The sequence below is a fragment of the Nonomuraea sp. NPDC005501 genome (assembly GCF_040605905.1).
Taxonomy (GTDB): Bacteria; Actinomycetota; Actinomycetes; order Streptosporangiales; family Streptosporangiaceae; genus Nonomuraea.
The window spans coordinates 1-17,947 of record NZ_JBEXDT010000031.1; the positions used below are offsets into that span (position 1 = coordinate 1).

13 protein-coding genes are annotated in these 17,947 nt (G+C 71.5%); 7 read left to right on the forward strand and 6 right to left on the reverse strand.

Annotated elements, in window-relative coordinates; all coding sequences use genetic code 11:
* Window positions 1–248 precede the first annotated feature (248 nt).
* Both ABZS51_RS17285 and ABZS51_RS17290 read left to right on the forward strand, forming a co-directional pair.
* Window positions 249–1,166, forward strand: coding sequence for an aldo/keto reductase (locus tag ABZS51_RS17285; protein WP_355441527.1), 918 nt, complete (start codon window positions 249–251; stop codon window positions 1,164–1,166).
* 55 nt (window positions 1,167–1,221) lie between these two features.
* Window positions 1,222–2,451 carry an MFS transporter gene (locus tag ABZS51_RS17290; RefSeq protein WP_355441529.1) on the forward strand — a complete coding sequence of 410 codons (1,230 nt, stop codon included), beginning with the start codon at window positions 1,222–1,224 and terminating at the stop codon, window positions 2,449–2,451.
* Window positions 2,452–2,479: 28 nt separating this feature from the next.
* On the opposite strand, the gene ABZS51_RS17295 is transcribed toward ABZS51_RS17290, so the two are convergent.
* The 4 genes from ABZS51_RS17295 to ABZS51_RS17310 are packed head-to-tail and all read right to left on the reverse strand — an operon-like array spanning window position 2,480 to window position 7,185.
* A complete protein-coding gene (locus tag ABZS51_RS17295; protein ID WP_355441532.1) occupies window positions 2,480–4,180 on the reverse strand; it encodes a hypothetical protein in 1,701 nt (566 codons plus the stop codon).
* A 3-nt stretch (window positions 4,181–4,183) separates the two neighbouring features.
* Window positions 4,184–4,990 carry a carbohydrate ABC transporter permease gene (locus ABZS51_RS17300; RefSeq protein ID WP_355441534.1) on the reverse strand — a complete coding sequence of 269 codons (807 nt, stop codon included), beginning with the start codon at window positions 4,988–4,990 and terminating at the stop codon, window positions 4,184–4,186.
* Complete coding sequence (locus tag ABZS51_RS17305; protein WP_355441537.1) at window positions 4,987–5,931, reverse strand: sugar ABC transporter permease; 945 nt, start codon at window positions 5,929–5,931, stop codon at window positions 4,987–4,989. Before ABZS51_RS17305 ends, ABZS51_RS17300 begins: the two co-directional genes overlap by 4 nt.
* A gap of 6 nt (window positions 5,932–5,937) precedes the next feature.
* Window positions 5,938–7,185 carry an extracellular solute-binding protein gene (locus tag ABZS51_RS17310; RefSeq protein WP_355441540.1) on the reverse strand — a complete coding sequence of 416 codons (1,248 nt, stop codon included), beginning with the start codon at window positions 7,183–7,185 and terminating at the stop codon, window positions 5,938–5,940.
* A gap of 268 nt (window positions 7,186–7,453) precedes the next feature.
* Here ABZS51_RS17310 and ABZS51_RS17315 point away from each other — a divergent pair, with 268 nt between their 5' ends.
* The 4 genes from ABZS51_RS17315 (at window position 7,454) to larC (ending at window position 14,881) form a co-directional block, all read left to right on the forward strand.
* Window positions 7,454–8,470: a LacI family DNA-binding transcriptional regulator gene (locus ABZS51_RS17315; protein ID WP_355441543.1), complete on the forward strand. Its 1,017-nt coding sequence runs from the start codon at window positions 7,454–7,456 to the stop codon at window positions 8,468–8,470.
* A 185-nt stretch (window positions 8,471–8,655) separates the two neighbouring features.
* Complete coding sequence (locus tag ABZS51_RS17320; protein WP_355441546.1) at window positions 8,656–12,324, forward strand: LamG-like jellyroll fold domain-containing protein; 3,669 nt, start codon at window positions 8,656–8,658, stop codon at window positions 12,322–12,324.
* 101 nt (window positions 12,325–12,425) lie between these two features.
* The gene (locus ABZS51_RS17325; RefSeq protein WP_355441549.1) at window positions 12,426–13,655 is read left to right on the forward strand and encodes a lactate racemase domain-containing protein; all 1,230 of its coding nucleotides are present in this window, start codon (window positions 12,426–12,428) and stop codon (window positions 13,653–13,655) included.
* The gene (larC, locus tag ABZS51_RS17330; protein ID WP_355441552.1) at window positions 13,652–14,881 is read left to right on the forward strand and encodes a nickel pincer cofactor biosynthesis protein LarC; all 1,230 of its coding nucleotides are present in this window, start codon (window positions 13,652–13,654) and stop codon (window positions 14,879–14,881) included. Before ABZS51_RS17325 ends, larC begins: the two co-directional genes overlap by 4 nt.
* Window positions 14,882–14,947: 66 nt before the next feature.
* Here larC and ABZS51_RS17335 read toward each other — a convergent pair whose 3' ends face one another.
* Complete coding sequence (locus ABZS51_RS17335) at window positions 14,948–16,285, reverse strand: FAD-binding oxidoreductase (protein WP_355441555.1); 1,338 nt, start codon at window positions 16,283–16,285, stop codon at window positions 14,948–14,950.
* A gap of 254 nt (window positions 16,286–16,539) precedes the next feature.
* On the opposite strand from ABZS51_RS17335, the gene ABZS51_RS17340 reads away from it, so the two are divergent.
* On the forward strand, window positions 16,540–17,424 hold the full coding sequence (locus ABZS51_RS17340) for an RNA polymerase sigma-70 factor (protein ID WP_355441718.1): 885 nt from the start codon (window positions 16,540–16,542) through the stop codon (window positions 17,422–17,424).
* A gap of 48 nt (window positions 17,425–17,472) precedes the next feature.
* On the opposite strand, the gene ABZS51_RS17345 is transcribed toward ABZS51_RS17340, so the two are convergent.
* Window positions 17,473–17,907, reverse strand: a complete 435-nt coding sequence (locus ABZS51_RS17345; RefSeq protein ID WP_355441558.1) for an ester cyclase — start codon at window positions 17,905–17,907, stop codon at window positions 17,473–17,475.
* Window positions 17,908–17,947: the final 40 nt, after the last annotated feature.

Consider the following 17,947-nt stretch of genomic DNA (forward strand, 5'->3'; position numbering starts at 1 on the left):
CGCCGCCTCCATCGCGGCGCTCTTCCTCACCACCGAGGCCGTCATCGCCGAGAAGCCGGAGAAGAACCCCGCCGCTCCCGCCGGTATGCCCGGCGACGCCGACATGGACTTCTAGCTCATCCTCACGTGCGTCGCGGACGCGGGCGGGCGGACGTCCCGTTCCCGGGGGCGCGCCCGCCGCGGCCTGCCGGCGTACGCCGAGCCCGGACGAAACTGCCAGGACGCCGAGACCGAAAGAGGACGATGACGTGACGCTGCCAACCGCGAAGCTCGGCAGGACCGGACTGCGGGCGAGCCGCCTCGGATACGGAGCGATGGAACTGCGCGGGCCACAGGCGTGGGGCAGGCCGGTGAGCGACGACGAGGCCCGCACGGTGCTGAACACGGTCCTCGATTCGGGGGTGAACCTCATCGACACCTCGCCGGACTACGGCGACGCCGAGGAGCACATCGGCCGCTGGATCTCCCACCGGCGCGACGAGTTCATCCTCTCCAGCAAGTGCGGCTGCCCCCTCGCGGCGGCCGGAGACCCGCGGACGTTCCCGCCGCACGTCTACACGAGGGCGAACGTCCGGGCGTGCGTCGAGCAGAGCCTGCGCCGGATGCGCACCGACCATCTCGACATCCTGATGGTGCACATGAGCCCGAGCGTCGCGGTGATGCGGGCCGAGGAGACGATCGCCAAGATGCGGGCCCTTCAGGACGAGGGCGCGATCCGCTTCACCGGCATGTCAGGCGAGCTGCCCAACCTTCCGGAGCACATCGGGACCGGGGCGTTCGACGTCTTCCTCCTCCCCTACTCGGCGCTCGACCGCTCCCACGAGGAGCTCGTCGGCGCCGCCGCGGCCGCCGGCGCCGGAACGATCGCCCGCGGCTCGGTCGCCCGCCCGCTCACGGCCCCGCCCGAGGCCATGCCGGAGCCGATGCGCCGGCCGCTCGCCGACCGCCACGCACGACTGGCCGCCGCCGGCCTGGACGATCTGGCCGACGGCGCCTCGACGATGGAGCTCCTGCTCCGCTTCATCCTCAGTCACCGGGATCTGGACTCGGTGATCGTCGGCTCGGCCCAGGTCGCGCACGTGCGGGCCAACGTCGCAGCCGCCCGGAAGGGCCCGCTACCGGCGGACGTGTACGACGCGCTGCGGGACCGCCTCGGCCCGGGGTGAGAGTGCGGGCGGTCCCCCGTCGGGCCGGCTCAAGGCCCCGGTGGATGATGTCCGGATGACTCTTCAGGCGAACGGCAGCAGACGCATGCCCGTCGGGCTCATCGCGCTCACCCTCGGCAGTTTCGGGATCGGCCTGACCGAGTTCGTGATCGCGGGCCTGCTTCCGCAGGTGAGCCGGAGCCTGGCCGTGTCCGAAGCCGCGGCGGGGTGGCTGATCTCCGGATACGCGCTGAGCGTCGCGGTCGGCGCGATCGTGGTGACCGCCGCCACCAGCGGACTGTCCCGCAAGGCGGTCCTCGTCGGACTGGTGGCGCTGTTCGTCGTCGGCAACCTTCTCTCCGCCGTCGCATCGGGCTACTCGATGATGCTGCTCGGACGCGTCGTCGCCGCCCTGTGTCACGGCTCGTTCTTCGGCCTCGGCTCGCTCGTCGCGCGGCGGATGGTTCCGGCGGAGCGGGCGTCGAGGGCGGTGGCGGTGATGTTCGCCGGGTTGACACTCGCGAACGTCCTGGGCGTGCCGTTCGGCGCCCTGGTCGGCGAACGCTGGGGCTGGCGGGCCACGTTCTGGGCGATCACCGCGATCGGCGTGATCGCGCTGATCGCCATCGCGGCGCTGGTGCCGCACTGGGCGGGCGCGGTGGACCGCGGGCATCCCTCGACGGCTTCCGGCCTGAGCGACCTGCGTGTCCAGCTACGCGCGTTCCGCTCCGCGCAGGTCTGGCTGACGCTGGCGGCCACCGCGCTCGGTTACGGAGGGATGTTCGGCGCGTTCAGCTACATCGCGTACACCTTCACCCGGATCACCGGCTTCTCCAGCGCCGACGTCGCCTGGCTGCTCGTCGTGTACGGGAGCGGGCTGGTGATCGGGAACATGGCCGGCGGGCGGGCCGCGGACGGCAACCGGGACCGCACACTGATCGTCTCCCTGGCCGGCCTCGCCGTCACGCTCACCGCGTTCGGGCTGCTGGCCGGCAGTCCCGTCGCCGCGGTGGTCCTGGTCTTCCTGCTGGGCCTGTTCGGGTTCGCCGGCGTTCCCGGCATGATCACCCGCGTCACCGACTACGCGAACGGGGCCCCGCTGGCCGCCAGCGCCAACGTGTCGGCCTCCAACGTCGGGAACGCGCTGGGGGCCTGGCTCGGCGGTCTGGCCATCAGCGCCGGCCTCGGCTACACCGCTCCGCTGTACGTCGGCGCCGCCGTCGTCCTGGCCGGACTCGTCGTGATGACGATCAGCGCGCGACGAGCAGCGGCCCAGGCTCCGGCGGATGAGCTGCGACTCCGCTGACGGCGACACCCGGACCCCGACCTGCCGGTCAGGCCAGGCGACGGCGGCGCCGCTCGTGGGCGGCGGCGAGGATCAGGTAGGCGCTGGCCGTCCACGTGTAGGCACGGTCGCGGAGCCCTTCGCCGGTGCGGGCGTCGAAGTTCTCGGCGAACCCGGATTGCTCGCACAGCCTGCGGAAGCGGGCGCTGATCTCGTCGGCCAGCGCGGTGTGGCCGGCACGGCGCAGCCCGTCCTCGATGAGGACAGTCGAGGGCGCCCAGATCGGGCCGCGCCAGTAGCCGTCGTCCTGGTAGTGCTCCGACGAGGGGTGCTCGGTGGCGGGCCCGAACGTGGTCAGGTGCTCCTGGACCCGTGCGGCGAGCGCCGTGTGCACGGCCTCCGGGAGTTCGTCGCCGAGCACGATCGGCATGAGGTCGAGCAGGCTGGAGCTGGTCCAGGTCTTGCCGGAGTGCGCGCCGCGGGCGACGAACCGCTCCCCCGTCCACAGCTCGGCGAGCAGCGCGTCGCGCATCCGGTCGGCGGCGCCGGACCAGTGGGCCGCCGCGGCCCGATCCGGCGCGCGCCGGGCCAGCTCGCGCAGTTGCAGGACGAGGAAGGCGGCCAGGTCGGCGGTCTCGACGACGCGCTCGGGGTCGAAGGTGGTGGCGTTGTCCCAGCCGCTGTCGTTGCCGTGCTGGTAGTGCGGCAGCTCGTGGCCGGGGACGCGGCGGGCCTCCAGCCAGAAGGCGGTCCAGCGTTCCAGGAGCCGGTAGGTCTCCTCCGGCTCGTCCGCCGGCGGGAGGTGGCGCAGGGTCCAGCCGTGAATGGGGGGTTTGACGAAGTTGTAGAGGATCTCGGAGTGGGTGACGGAGTCGGGCAGCGCACCGGCGGCGTCCTGGTGGTCGAAGGGCAGCCGGAACTGGTCCCATGCCATCTCGGGCAGCCCGCCGCCCAGGGCGATGGCGTTGAAGCAGTGGTCCCAGCTCCACACCTTGTCCATCCAGTGCTTGGACATCAGCACGGCCGGTCGGGTGACGAATCCGGCCGGCCGTACGGTGGCCGACCACAGGACGTAGGCGGCCAGCTCGGCGGCGGGCGTGGCGTCGCTGCGCCAGGGGGCGACCGCCTCGGCGAAGACGTCGAACTCGGCGCGCGCCGCCTTGACCACCTGCTCGAAGGTGTCGGTGCCGGCGTAGGGAGCGCGGGCGGTCTCGTACTCCTCGATGGCGATCTCCCAGTCGCCCAGCAGCGTGACGCCGCGTTCGGCGGTGCCGAGCGCCTGCGCGCCGAGCGCCTCGGCCTGTCCGCCGAGCACGGTGATCCGGTAGCGGCGTCCGGTCTGGTAGACGGTGAAGACGAACGATCCGTCGACGGGATCGATGTAGAAGTACGGGCCGCTGAAGGGCGTCAGCACGGGGTCGGCGGCCAGCAGCCGCAGTCCGAGCCCCCGTCCGCGCAGCCGCACCGTGTCGGCGCCGTCGTAGGCGAGGTCGATCCGGCCGTCGTCGCGGCTCCAGGTGAGCTGGTGCGGGGTGGCGGTGACGTCGCTCTCGGCGGTGGGGGCCAGGCGCAGGATCGGGTGCATGCCGGTCTGGTGGGAGACCAGATGCACGTCCTGGGCATAGGTGTGTTCGGCGATCACGGGCGAGAAGCCGAACCAGGAGCCCCGATGACTGAACGGGATGTCCCGCAGGGAGAACACCGGGCCTGAGGCGGCGACGGTCATGAAGAGGGGGTCCCTTCTTTTCACAGGTCAGTCCTTGACGGCGCCCGCGGTGACGCCGGCGGCGACGTAGCGCTGGGCGACGATGAGCAGCAGGGTGGCCGGGACGGAGGCCACGACGGCGGCGGCCATGATGGCGTTCCACTCCTGGTTGTTGTTGCCGATGTAGTGGTAGATGCCGAGCGTGATCGGCTGGTGGTCGCCGCCCTGGTCCAGGGTGGAGGCGAAGACGAAGTCCGACCACGCCCACAGGAACGCGAACAGCGACACGGTGATGAGCGAGTTGCGGGAGACGGGCAGCACGATCGAGACGAACGTGCGCACCACCCCGGCGCCGTCGGTGCGGGCGGCCTGCAGCAGCTCCTCGGGGATGCCGGACATGAACGTGGTCAGGATCAGCACCGCGAACGGCACCGCGAGGGTGGAGTCGGCCACGATCAGCCCGGGGACGGTGTTGAGCACGCCGGTGGTGAGGAAGATGGCGTAGAAGCCCATCGCCATGATGATGCCGGGGATCATCTGCGCGATGAGCAGCACGAAGCTCAGCGCTCCCCCGCCACGCGGTCGCAGCTTGGCCAAGGAGTACGCGGCGGGCGCCGCGAGCAGCAGGGTCAGCGCCACCGTGCCGAGCCCGACGACCAGGCTCACGCCCAGGTACGGGAGCTGCTGGCCGAGGACCGCGCGGTAGCCGTCCAGGGTGCCGTTGACGGGGAAGAGGTTCGGCGGGCTCTTGCGCATGTCGGTGTCGCGGGTGAACGACACGTTGATCATCCAGTAGACCGGGAACAGCATGACGCCCGTCAGCACCAGACCGATGCACGTTCTGAGGTGTCTCATGCCGGGGACTGCCTTCGCTGCGCGCGGATGTAGACCAGCCCGAACACCAGAGCCATCACGATCAGCAGGTTGCCCACCGCCGCGCCGGGGCCGAAGGCGGGCACCAGGTTGCCGAACCCGAGCCGGTAGGACCAGGTGGCGAACGTGGTGGAGGACCCGCTCGGGCCGCCCTTCGTCATGATCCAGATGATGTCGAACACCTTCAGCGTGTAGACCAGCCCGAGCAGCAACGTGATCGCGGAGACGGGCCGCAGCAGCGGGAAGGTCACCCGCCAGAAGCGCTGCCATCCGTTCGCGCCGTCCAGCGCGGCGGCCTCGTAGATGGCCGGCGAGATGCCCTGCAGCCCGGAGTACAGCACCACGAGGTTGAACGGGATGCCGATCCAGACGTTGGCGATGATGACCGACCACAGCGACCAGTCGGGCGAGGTCAGCCAGTTCACCGGCCCTGCCCCGAGCAGGCTCAGCATGGCGTTGACCACGCCGGAGTCGCTGTTGAGCATCCATGACCAGGTCGAGGCCGACACGATGAGCGGCAGCAGCCACGGCACCAGGAACAGCGCCCGCAGCGTGGCCGACAGCCGGAAGTTCCTGACGAAGAACAGCGCCAGGGCCAGCCCGATGGTGAACTGGAAGGCGAGCGACACCACGGTGAAGAGCACGGTGTGCCACAGTGCCGGGCCGAAAGTGGCGTCGGCGAAGACCTTGGCGTAGTTGGCGAACCCGGCGAACGGCGCGTCCCCCTGCACGAAGGAGCGCACGGTGTAGTTGCGCAGGCTCAGCTCGACGTTGCGGTAGAGCGGGTAGGCGTAGAAGACCAGCAGGTAGACGACGACCGGGGCCAGGAACGCCCACGCCGCCCACTGACCCGACCGGCCCCGCCCCGTCGCCGGGACGGCGGCGCGGGCGGGGCGGACCTGCGTCTGTGTGACTCGGTTCATTGCGGGTTACTGGGTCGCGCTCGCCGCGGCCGTCTGTGCCGAGGCCATCGCCTCCTGCGGAGGCTTCGACCCGCTCAGCGCGGCCTGCACCGCGCCCCACATCGGCTCGGAGATCTTCGGGTACTTGGTGCCGAGATCGTCACTGGTGCGACCCTTGGCCGCCTTGACCGCGTCCACCCACACCCGCAGCTCCGGGGTGGCGGAGACCTGCTTGGCCTGCCCCGCCTCGGTGGGCGCGATGTAGGACAGGGTGGTCGTGGTGCTCAGCGAGTTGTCGGTGCTGGTCAGGCAGGCCACCAGCTTCTGCGAGGCGACGTAGCGGGCGGTGTCGGACTGCACCGGGATGCTCACGAACTCCCCGCCGGTCGGCGCCGGCGCGGTGCCGCCGTCCTTGCCCGGGATCGCGATGATGCCGTACGCGAAGCCGGTCTTCCTGGCGTTGGCCAGTTGCCAGGTGCCGTTCTCGGCGAAGGCGAAATCACCGCCGGCGAACTCCTGCCAGCTGGTGGTCTGCGTGTTGTTGATGACGGAGTTGGGGGCGTAGCCCTTCTTCAGCCAGTCGCGCCACAGGGTCACCGCCGCGACGCCCTCGGGCGAGTCGAGCTTGGTGAGGGTCGCCCCGGAGCCCCAGAACCAGGGCAGGAACTGGAAGCTGCCCTCCTCGGTGCCGATCGCCGAGAACGTGATGCCCTTCTTCCCGGCCGCCTTCACCTTCTCCAGCGCGGCGGTCAGCGACGCCCAGTCCTTGACGCCGGCGGGGTCCACCCCGGCCTTCGTCAGGACGTCCTTGTTGTAGTACAGCGCCAGGGTGTTGGCGCCGATCGGCACGCCGTAGGTCTTGCCGCCGCTCTGCCCGGCCGCCAGCAGGTTGAGCGCCAGTGCGGAGACGTCCAGCTTGTTCTCCTCGGTCGTCGTCAGCACCCCGGCCTCGGCCAGCGTGGAGACGACCGGGTTGTCCACGATCAGCACGTCCGGCGAGTTGCCCTGCTGGGCCGCCAGCAGGGCCTTGTTGGTCAGGTCGCTGGTGTCGTAGCCGGTCCGTTCGACCGTCACCCCGGCCTGGGTGCCGCACGCCTGGAGCAGCTTCACCCACTCCGAGCTCTTGTCGTACTGCGGATAGGGGTCCCAGATCGTGTAGGCGCCGGCGCCCGCGGGGGTCCGGCCGGCGCTCGCCGAGCCGCCGCCGTCAGACGATGACGATGACGACGAGCAGGCTGCCAGTCCACCGGCGGCGGCCAGGACCGCCAGACTCATGCCGGCCGCGCGCCGGCCCCTTGACGCTGAACTCATTTGGCGTGACCTCCGCAGCGTTACGCGGCTGTTCTCGGGCCGCGGTCGAACCGATTCGGCGAATCGGTTCGACCGAACATAGGCCCGGCCTGTCGTGTGCGTCAATGGGCTGGGAGACACGATGTGCGGTCCGTGACACATCCCCGTCACGGACCCGGGAGGAAGCGCCGCGGCGTGAAACGATTCGACCTACGATGGTCTCCTGCCGACTGCAAGACTGAGGAGCGCGTGGGTGAACATCGGGGAGATCGCCAAGCGGGCAGGTGTGTCACGCAGCACCGTGTCGTACGCGCTCACCGGCAAGCGCCCCGTGTCCGAGGGGACCAAGCGGCGCATCCAGGCGGTGATCGACGAGCTGGGCTACCGGCCCAACGCCACCGCCAGGGCGCTGAAGGAAGGCCGCACCCGCACGATCGGCCTGGTCATCCCGCCCGCCGGCCGGCGCCTGACCGACATGCAGCTGGGCTTCGTGGCCAGCGTGGTCGACGCCGCCGCCCGCGCCGACCTCGACGTCCTGCTGTCGCCCTCGGGCGGCGAGCACGACCGCTCCTTCGAACGCGTCGTCACCGGCCGGCGCGTGGACGGCGTCATCCTCATGGAGATCCGGCTCGAGGACGACCGCGTCGCCCGCCTGAACGGCGCCGGCATGCCGTTCGTCGGCATCGGCCACACCAGCCACCCGGAGGAGATGTCCTGGGTGGACCTCGACTACGAGACGCTCATCGCCTCCTGCGTGCACCACCTGGCCGACCTCGGCCACCGGCACATCGCCCTGGTCAACCGCAACGCCGAGCTGGTCGCCGCCGGTTACGGGCCCGGCCACCGCGCCCAGGCCGGTTTCGACCGCGCGCTCACCGAGCGCGGGCTGCGCGGCGTGCGGGTCTGCTCCGGGGACGACGCCCAGGCCGGGCAGGCGTGTGTCGAGCGGCTGCTGGCCGAGCACCCGGAGTTGACCGCCATCGCCACCATCAACGAGGCCGCCGTCGCCGGCATGTACCGAGCGCTGGCCGGAGCGGGCCTGGCCGTGCCCGCGCACTTCTCCGTCGCCGGCGTCGCCGCCCGGCACTGGGCCGAGAACCTGCACCCGCCGCTGACCGCCGCCGACGTGCCCGCCGACGACATGGGCGCGCACGCGGTCGAGCTGCTCCTCCAGCGCATCGCCGACCCGCTCGCCCCGCATCGCCGTCTTCTGCTGACCCCGCCGATCTCGCTGCGCGGCACGACCGGACCCGCCCGGCACCGCCCCTGACCCGGGGACACGGCGGACTCGACTCCAGGCCGGACGCACGGCCGTGCGTGACGGCGGCATGGCCCCGGCATGTCGGCGGCGTTTCCGGCTCTTGACCGCTCCGCGGCATGACGCCTATCGTCCAGTCGAATCGATTCGCCGAATCGATTCGACTCCTCCCCCGCACCCCCCGAAGGGGAAAGCGCATGGCACCTCCCTCGTCCCGGCGGATTCTCGGCCGCAAGCCGCACACCGCCCTCGCCACCGCCCTCGCCTCTGCCTCCGCCCTCGCCTCCGCCCTCACGCTGACCGTCCTCACGATGACCGCGATCCCGGCGGCCGCCTTACCGGCCGCCGACGCCGGCCCGGCACTCGTCCTGCACTACGACTTCGAAGGCGACCTGTCGAGCGGCACCGTCGAGGACCGATCCCCCTCAGGGCTGGACGGGACGCTGGCCAACCCCGGCTCGGCCACCACCGCCACCGGCGCCGACGGCACGCAGGCGCTGTCCCTGCCCGGCGGCGCGAACGGCTCGGCCACCGCCCCCTACGTGACGATTCCGGGCGGCCTGTTCCGCGACCGCCACGCCATGACGATCTCCACCTGGCTCAGCTGGGACGGCGGGCCCGACTTCCAGTGGGTCTACAACCTCGGCAAGGACGCCGGGACCGCCACCTTCGTGACCCCGTCCTTCGCCGGCGACGCCACCACCCGCTCCTCCATCAAGCCGGTCAACGGCAACGTCGAAGTCGGCGTGCCCGGCACGCAGAAGCTGCCCACCGGCCGATGGGTCAACCTCGTCACCACCATCGACGGCAGGACCCTCACCTACTACGTCAACGGCGCGGCCATCGGCAGCACCGCCGCCCAGATCGACCTGGCGGCGGTGCTGCACGCCGACGGCAACACCACCTCCGGCTTCCTCGGCAAGGCGTTCTGGGGCGGCCACCCGTTCCTGGCCGGCGACCTGGACGACTTCCGCGTCTACGACGCCGCCATGAGCCCCGAGCAGGTCGCCGAGCTGGCCGGTGACCACCTGGCCACGCTGAAGAAGATGGAGCAGACCTCCTTCGGCGTCACCACCTACACCGGCATCGCGCCCGACCTGCCCAAGACCGCCACCGCCGAGTTCTCCGACGGCATCCGCCGCGGCGTGGCGGTCACCTGGGACCCGATCGACGCGGCACGGTACGCCGAGCCCGGCCAGTTCACCGTCAAGGGCAGCGCGTACGGCACCCCGGTCGAGGCCACCGTCAAGGTGATCGCCAACAACCTCACCGTCGATCTGGGCGCCCCGACCGGGCCCTTCCACGGCGGCGCGTCCGGCACGCTGTACGGCGTCTACGGCGAAGGCGTCCCCACGGGCAACCTGCTGGAGGGCATGGGGCTGCGCACCGTGTCGACCAAGGCCCAGGACGGCCCGCAGCACCCCGGCGCCGACGCGCTGGAGGTGGTCAAGCCGCTGGCCGACGCCACCGACGGCGACGTGTACATCTACATGACCGACATCTACCGCGGCTTCCCCTACCAGTGGCCCGGCGACACCCCCGAGGAGCGGCTGAACGACTACAAGGCCAAGATCGCCAAGCAGGTCGACCAGGTCCGCAAGCTCGACCCGAAATATCAAGACAACGTCGTCTTCGTCCCGTTCAACGAGCCCGAGGGCAACATGTTCGGCAGCGGCTCGTGGAGCTACAACAACGTCAGCTGGCTCGCCGATCCCCAGTACTTCTTCAAGGCCTGGGACGAGGTCAACGCGCTGATCAAGGGCAGGATGCCGAAGGCCAGGATCGCCGGCCCCAACACCAGCTGGCTCTACGACGGCGTCAAGGGCTTCCTGCGGCACACGGCGCAGGCCGGCACCGCTCCCGAGGTCGTCACCTGGCACGAGCTGTCCGAACCGGCCCACATCCGCAGCGCCGTCGCCACGTACCGGCAGTGGGAGCAGGCCGCTTTCGACGGCACCGCCTACGCGGGCAAGCGGTTGCCGATCAACCTCAACGAGTACGCGCACAACTACCACACCTCGGTGCCCGGCCAGATGATCCAGTGGGCCTCGGCCATCGAGGAGTCGAAGGTCGACGCCGACATCGCGTACTGGAACATCGACGGCAACCTGTCCGACTCCGCCGTCCAGGCCAACCGCGGCAACGGCCAGTGGTGGCTGCTGAACGCCTACAGCCGGTTGTCCGGCGACACCGTCAAGGTCACGCTGCCGCGCCCGGACGTCAGCTACACCCTGCAGGGCGTCGCCACCCTGGACAGGGCCAAGGCGCAGGCCCGTGCCCTGTTCGGCGGCACCTCGGGCAACGCCGGCATCCGCTTCGACCACGTTGACACGAAGCTGTTCGGCGGCACCGTGCACGCTCTGGTCCAGGAGATCCCGTGGACCGGCCAGGTGGGCGACTCGGCCCAGCCGGACGTCGTCGCCGAGCTCGACCAGCAGGTGAGCGACGGCTCGGTGGCCTTCGCCTTCGGCGACGTGCTGCCGCAGCTGAAGGAGTCCTCGGCCTACCAGATCATCCTCAGCCCCGGCCGCAACGCCACCTCCCCCGCCAAGGCGACCAAGCTGTGGCAGAGCACCTACGAGGCCGAGGACGCGGCGCACACCGGAAGCGCCTACCGGCGCGAAGGGCCCCAGGGCTCGCCCGACGACGTCGGCCGGTACTACACCTCCGGCCGTCACGACGTCGGCGGCCTGCGCACCGGCTCCGACCTGACGCTCGACGTCAAGGTCTCGGTGCCGCGGGACGGCACCTACGACCTGTCGGTCTTCGCCAACTCCCAGAACACCGCCGACGCCGTCAAGGAACAGGGGCCCACCAACGTCTTCCTCCGCGTGGACGGCAAGGCCGAGCAGGAGCTCCACCTGCCCCTGGGCTACCGCTGGCTGGTCTGGGACCACGCCGACACGAAGGTCGAGCTGACCAAGGGCGAGCACGTCGTCACCCTGGCCACCAGGAGCCTCGACGGCACCCGTTCCACGAAGGGCGACGCACTCGTCGACAAGATCGACCTGTCGCTCGCCGATCCGGCGGCGGACGAGACGATCTACGAGGCCGAGTACGCCACCCTCAAGGGCGCCGGCACCGACTACACCCGCAAGAAGGTCTCCGGGTCCGGCGTGGCGACGGTCTCCAAGGACCAGACGGCCACCTTCTGGGTCTACTCCCCCGATGACGGCGAATCCACCCTGAACGTCGACACCCAGGGCGGCGGCCGAGGCCTGCTGGACGTCAACGGCCGGCGCCTCACCGGCGTCAGCGCCGACACCACGGTGAAGGCGTTCCTGTCCGGAGGCGTCAACAAGATCACTGTCACGGGCCAGGCCGGCAAGCTGGCGCTGGACCGCCTGCGCGTCACCGACACCGACGGGACGCTCAAGCCCGTCCGGTACGAGGCCGAGGCCGCCCGCCTCGCCGGCACCGCCAGGGTCACCGCCCACCCGCTGGCCGGAGGCGGCAAGGCCGTCACCGACATCGGCGGCGCTCCCGGCAACGCCAACACCCTCACCTTCGACGTCACCACCCCGGCCGACGGCACGTACGCGCTGACCGTCCGCTACGCCAACCCCGAGCAGTCCCCCGCCTCCCACTACAATCCCGACCCGCTGGCCCGCCACGCCGAGATCTCCGTCAACGGCGCCCAGCCCCGGCGGACCTGGTTCCCCCATTCCTTCCACGCGGGCAACTTCTGGGAGCTGAGCGTCCCGGTTCAGCTCAGGAAGGGAGCCAACACCGTCACCTTCGCCTCCCAGGAGCTGCCGAGCTTCGACGGCGGCACCTACATCTCCGACACCTTCCCCGACATCCTGCTCCGCTCGAAGTACGCCCCGATCGTCGACAGGATCGCGGTGACGCCGATCGCCAGGTAGCTTCGGCAGGCACTCGGAACCGGCCCTCGTCGCCATCCGTCTCGCCCTGGTCGCCCCCGCCGGCTTGCGCCCGCGGGGGCGGCCGTGGTCGTCTGGCCTCCATGACGTACCGGATCGGAGGGCCTGACGCCGTCCTCACCGAGGAGCGGATCAGGAGCTTCGTCGCCGAGCGGCTGGCGGAGGAGGATCTGGACGGCCGCAGCGTGTGCCTGGTGGTGCCCGACGGCACCCGGAGCTGCCCGCTGCCGTCGCTGCTGTCGGCGGTGCACGAGGCGCTGCACGGCCGGGTCTCCCGGCTGACCGTGCTGGTCGCGCTCGGCACGCACGCGCCGATGGGCGAGGCCGAGCTGGCCGCGCACGTTCCGCCGTTGCCGGGGATGACGGTGCTCAACCACGCGTGGTGGGAGCCGTCCACGTTCGTCTCGCTCGGCACGATCGGCGCCGACCGGGTCGGCGAGCTGTCCGGCGGGCTGCTGCGTCACGAGGTGGACGTACGACTGAACCGGGCGGTCGTGGAGCACGACGTGGCGCTGGTGATCGGGCCGGTCTTCCCGCACGAGGTGGTGGGGTTCTCCGGCGGCGACAAGTACTTCTTCCCCGGCGTGGCGGGGGCCGACATCATCGACCTGTCGCACTGGCTGGGCGCCCTCATCACCAGCGCCGACATCATCGGCACGCGCGGCGTCACCCCGGTGCGCGCGCTCATCCACGAGGCGGCCTCGCTCATCCCCGCCCGCCGGCTGGCGCTGTGCGTCGTCGTGCGGTCCGGCTCCGAGGTGCTGCACGCCATGGCGTACGGGCCGCCGCAGCGGGCGTGGGCGGCGGCGGCCGAGGTGTCCTCCGAGGTCCACGTGCGCTACCTGGACGCGCCCGTGCGCAGGGTCCTGTCGCTGATCCCGGCCAAGTACGACGACATGTGGACCGCCGCCAAGGGCTTCTACAAGCTGGAGCCGGTCGTCGCCGACGGCGGCGAGGTCGTCCTGTACGCGCCCCACGTCACGACGATCTCCGCGATGCACCCCGAGATCGAGCAGATCGGCTACCACTGCCGCGACTACTTCACCCGGCAGTGGGACCGCTTCAAGCACCTGCACTGGGGCGTGCTGGCCCACTCCACGCACCTGCGCGGCGCGGGCACCTACGACGAGGAGCACGGCGAGCGCTGCCGGGTGACCGTCACCCTGGCCACCGGCATCCCCGAGGACGTCGTGCGACGGGCGAACCTCGGCTATCTCGACCCGGCAGAGGTCGACGTCGAGGCGTTCGCCGCCGACCCGCAGACCCTGGTCGTGCCCCAGGCGGGCGAGGTCCTCTACCGGCTGCGCCGATGAGGCACGCGTGGATCGACGCCTCGGCGGGCGTCGCCGGGGACATGCTGCTGGGCGCGCTGCTCGACGCCGGCGCCCGGCTGGAGACGGTACGGGCCGCCGTCGAGGCCGTCGTGCCGGGGCAGGTGCGTCTCGGCCGGGAACAGGTCACCCGTGCGGGGCTGCGCGCGACGCGGGCGCAGGTCACGCCGGCCGGCCACGGGCATCACCGCACCTGGCGGGACATCCGCCTGCTTCTCAGCCGGGCCGAGCCGGCGGAGCCGGTGCGGGAGAACGCGCTGGCGGTCTTCGCCCGGCTCGCCCGGGCCGAGGCGCGCGTCCACGGCATCGAGGCCGACGAGGTGCACTTCCACGAGGCGGGCGCCTGGGACTCCATCGCCGACGTGGTCGGCGTCTGCGCGGCCCTCCACGACCTGGACGTGAGCGAGGTGAGCGCCGGGCCGGTGGCGGTGGGCTCCGGGCGGGTGGTCACGGCGCACGGGGAGCTGCCCGTGCCCGTCCCGGCGGTCGCCGAGCTCGCCGCCGGCTGGCGGATCCACGCCGGTGGCCAGGGCGAGCTGGCCACGCCCACCGGCATGGCGCTGGTCACCACGCTGGCCCGGGAGTGCACGGAGCTGCCGCCCCTGCGGCTGGAGGCCACGGGCGTCGGCGCGGGCGCCCGTGACACGCCCGGCCGGGCCAACGTCGTACGGGTGCTCGTCGGAGCCCCCGGGGCCGATCCCGCCGAGGCCGTGGTCCCGGCAGAGGCCGTGGTCCTGGAGGCCAACGTGGACGACCTGGACCCGCGCGTGTGGCCGGGCGTCCTGTCCGCCCTCATGGAGGCGGGCGCGTCGGACGCCTGGCTGGTGCCCATCCTCATGAAGAAGGGCCGCCCCGCCCACACGCTGAGCGTGCTGTCCCCTCCCGGGCACGCGGACGAGCTCCGCGCGGCCATGTTCCGCCTGACCACGACCCTGGGCGTCCGGGAGCGGACGGTCCGCAAGACCGCGCTCGAACGCGGGTGGGTGCACGTGGACGCGCTCGGCGCCCGGCTGCCGGTCAAGGTGGGCCACCGGGACGGCGTCGTGGTGCAGGCCACGCCGGAGTACGAGCCCGCCGCCCGGCTGGCGGCCGAACGGGGCCTGCCGGTGCGGACGGTGCTCGACGCGGCCGTGGCCGCGGCATGGACGGCGGGACTCGCCCCCGGCCGGTCCGTTCCCCGCGATCTGCGCCCGCATCCGTCCCTGTGACCCGCCGACGCCGGCGGAGGCGGCATGTGGCGGTGCCTTCGGCGACGGTCGGCCACAGCACCCCCGTCAGGGCCGGACGTTGTGGTTGCCGGCGAACAGGTTGGCGGGGTCGTACCGACGCTTGACCGCCGCGAGCCGCTGGTAGGTCCGGGTCGGATAGACCGCGGCGACATCCTCCTCGGTGGCGGAGGCCAGGAAGTTCGCGTAGGCGCCGTCGACGTGAGGCGCGAGTCTCCCCCAGATCGCGTCCAGAGCGGGACGCGCGGCCTCGAGGACCGGCTCCGGACCCGCGCTGGTGGTCACGACCATCAGCTCCGCCCGGCGATGCGCGTAGGCGGTGGCGTCGTCGGGGACTCGCGACACCGCGCCGCCGACGCTGCGAACGGCGATGAACGGCGATCCCTGCGATGCCCCGGTCTCGGCGAGGATCCGCAGGACCTCGGGCACCGACTCCTTGCCGACGAACGCGCTCCGGGTGACGAGCCGGATGCCGGGCGGCGGGGTCGCGCCGTCCACGAGCGTGTCCCCATAGGGCTTCAGCGCGACATCGTCGTCGATCACCGTGCCGAGCCGGCGGATCGGGTCGATGGCCCGGGCCGCGAGCTCCGGGTCGTCGCCGTCGAAGGCGACCTGGATCTCGACCGGCGCTTCGGGGCCGCCGGCGAAGGGGTTGGCGAAGCTCGCGATGGAGGTGAGCTCCTCGGGGGCGGCGCGGAGGTGGTCCGCCCACCCCTGGAGCACGCCGGCCGCCTCCGCCGCCGGGAAGGCGATCCTGCCGTAGAAGACGTCCGTCGTCGGGTGTGCCGCGAACTCGAAGACGGTCACGATCCCGAAATTGCCGCCGCCGCCGCGAATCGCCCAGAACAGCTCCGGGTTCTCCTGCGCGCTCGCCCGCACGACCTCTCCGCCGGCGGTGACCACCTCCGCGGCGACCACGTTGTCCAGGGCCAGACCGTACTTCCTGACCTTCCAGCCCATGCCGCCGGTCAACGTCAGCCCACCGACGCCGACGCTCCTGGTGTCGCCCGAGGAGATCGCCAGGCCGTGCGGGGCGAGGGCGGCCGCGACCTGACCCCAGGTGGCGCCGCCGCCGATCCGCACGAGGTGACGTTCCTTGTCGACGACCTCCACGTCCGCGAGGCCGCCGAGGTCGATCACGACGCCGTCGTCGTTGGTGCCGAAGCCCGCGAAGGCATGGCCGCCGCCTCGCACGGACAGCACGAGTCCCGCGGCGGCGGCGAACCTGACACCCGCCCGCACGTCCCCCACGCTCTTGGGCCGCAGAACGTAGGCCGGGCTGCCCGAGGCCAGTACCGAGCGACGGGCCGACTCGTACTCCGCTCCGCCCGGTTCGATGATGTCGCCGCCGAAGTCACGGCGAAGGGTTTCGAGCGCTGCAGTCATGACGTTCCTCTCGTGATGCGAATCGTTCGTGCGAACTGGCCCGGCCGGGCTGAACGAACACAAGATGCCGACGGCCCGGTCCTTGTGACGGCGCGGCATAGTGATGTACGCCACAGGGACGGGCCACCGTCCCGGTGTCACAGAACGGCCGGGGCCGGCGTCTGATGGGTGTGACGAAGAACGAACAGGAGCCGCCCATGTCCGGCACGCCGGAGAGCACACCGGAGAGCACGCCCGCGGACCGCGGCGACGCCATGAGCGGGCACGACCTCCCGGACCCCGCCACCGAGGCGTTCGTCGCCCACCGCAACCTGCTGTTCACCGTCGCCTACGAGATGCTCGGCTCGGCGGCCGACGCCGAGGACGTGCTGCAGGAGACCTGGCTGCGGTGGGCGGGCGTCGACCTGGCCACCGTGCGGGATCAGCGCGCCTACCTGGTCCGGATCGCCACCCGGCAGGCGCTCGGCCGGCTGCGTGCGCTCGGCCGCCGCAAGGAGTCCTACGTGGGCCCGTGGCTGCCGGAGCCGCTGCTGACCGCGCCCGACGTGGCGGAGGACGTCGAGTTGGCCGACAGCGTCTCGATGGCGATGCTGCTGGTGCTGGAGACGCTTCAGCCGACCGAGCGGGCGGTGTTCGTGCTGCGCGAGGTGTTCGATCTCGACTACGACGAGATCGCCGAGGCCGTCGACAAGAACCCGGCCGCGGTTCGCCAGATCGCCCACCGGGCACGCTCCCACGTCGCCGCCCGCCGCCCGCGCGGCACCGGCTCCCCGGCCGAGCACCGAGCCGCGCTCCAGGCCTTCCAGCGAGCGGTCCAGACCGGCGAGTTGCAGAGCCTGCTCGACATCCTCGCGCCCGAGGTCGTCCTGCTGACGGACGGCGGCGGAATCAAGCAGGCCGCGCTGGCTCCCGTCATCGGGGCCGGCATGGTGGCCCAGGTGCTGAGCAGGATCACCGGCACGGCGTCGCTACGGCCGGCACAGGTCAACGGCTACCCGGCGCTGACCGTCCACCTCGACGGCGAGCTCGACACCGTCGTGGCGGTGCGGATCGACGACGGGCTCATCACCGGGCTCTACGCCGTGCGCAACCCCGAGAAGCTGTCGCACATGGAACGGGAGACCTCGGTGAGCCGCTGAGCCCGTCACTGACGGCCGACGAGACAACTGCCGTGAGCCGGCGAGGTACTACGCCTGGACGAGGCCGAGTTGCCGCAGTTGTGAGTAGACGTCGACGACTCCCCAGAGGTCGGTGATCCGGCCGTCGGCGAAGCGGGCGATGAAGATCTCGTTGTAGGTGACGGATCTGCCGGTCGGGGGCATGCCGCGGTAGGCGCCGGAGTTGGTGCCGGTGACCGTCTGCCGCGCGACGATCTTGTCTCCGTCGGCGAGCAGGTCCTCGACCGCTACGTGAATGTCAGGGAACGCGCGCAGGAGGACCTCCCATATGCGCTTCTGCGCCTGCACCGCCGTCATGTCCGTCAGCTCCGTCGTGTGAAACCGCGCGTCCGGGTGGATGACCTCGTCGATCGCCTTCGAGATGATCTCCAGATCGCCGCTGTTGATGGCCTCGTGGAAGCGGTGGTACGTCTCCTTGTTGCGTGCTTCCTGAGCTGTCGACATGTCGTCTCTCCTTGATCGAGATGATGGGGTCCCTGTGGTG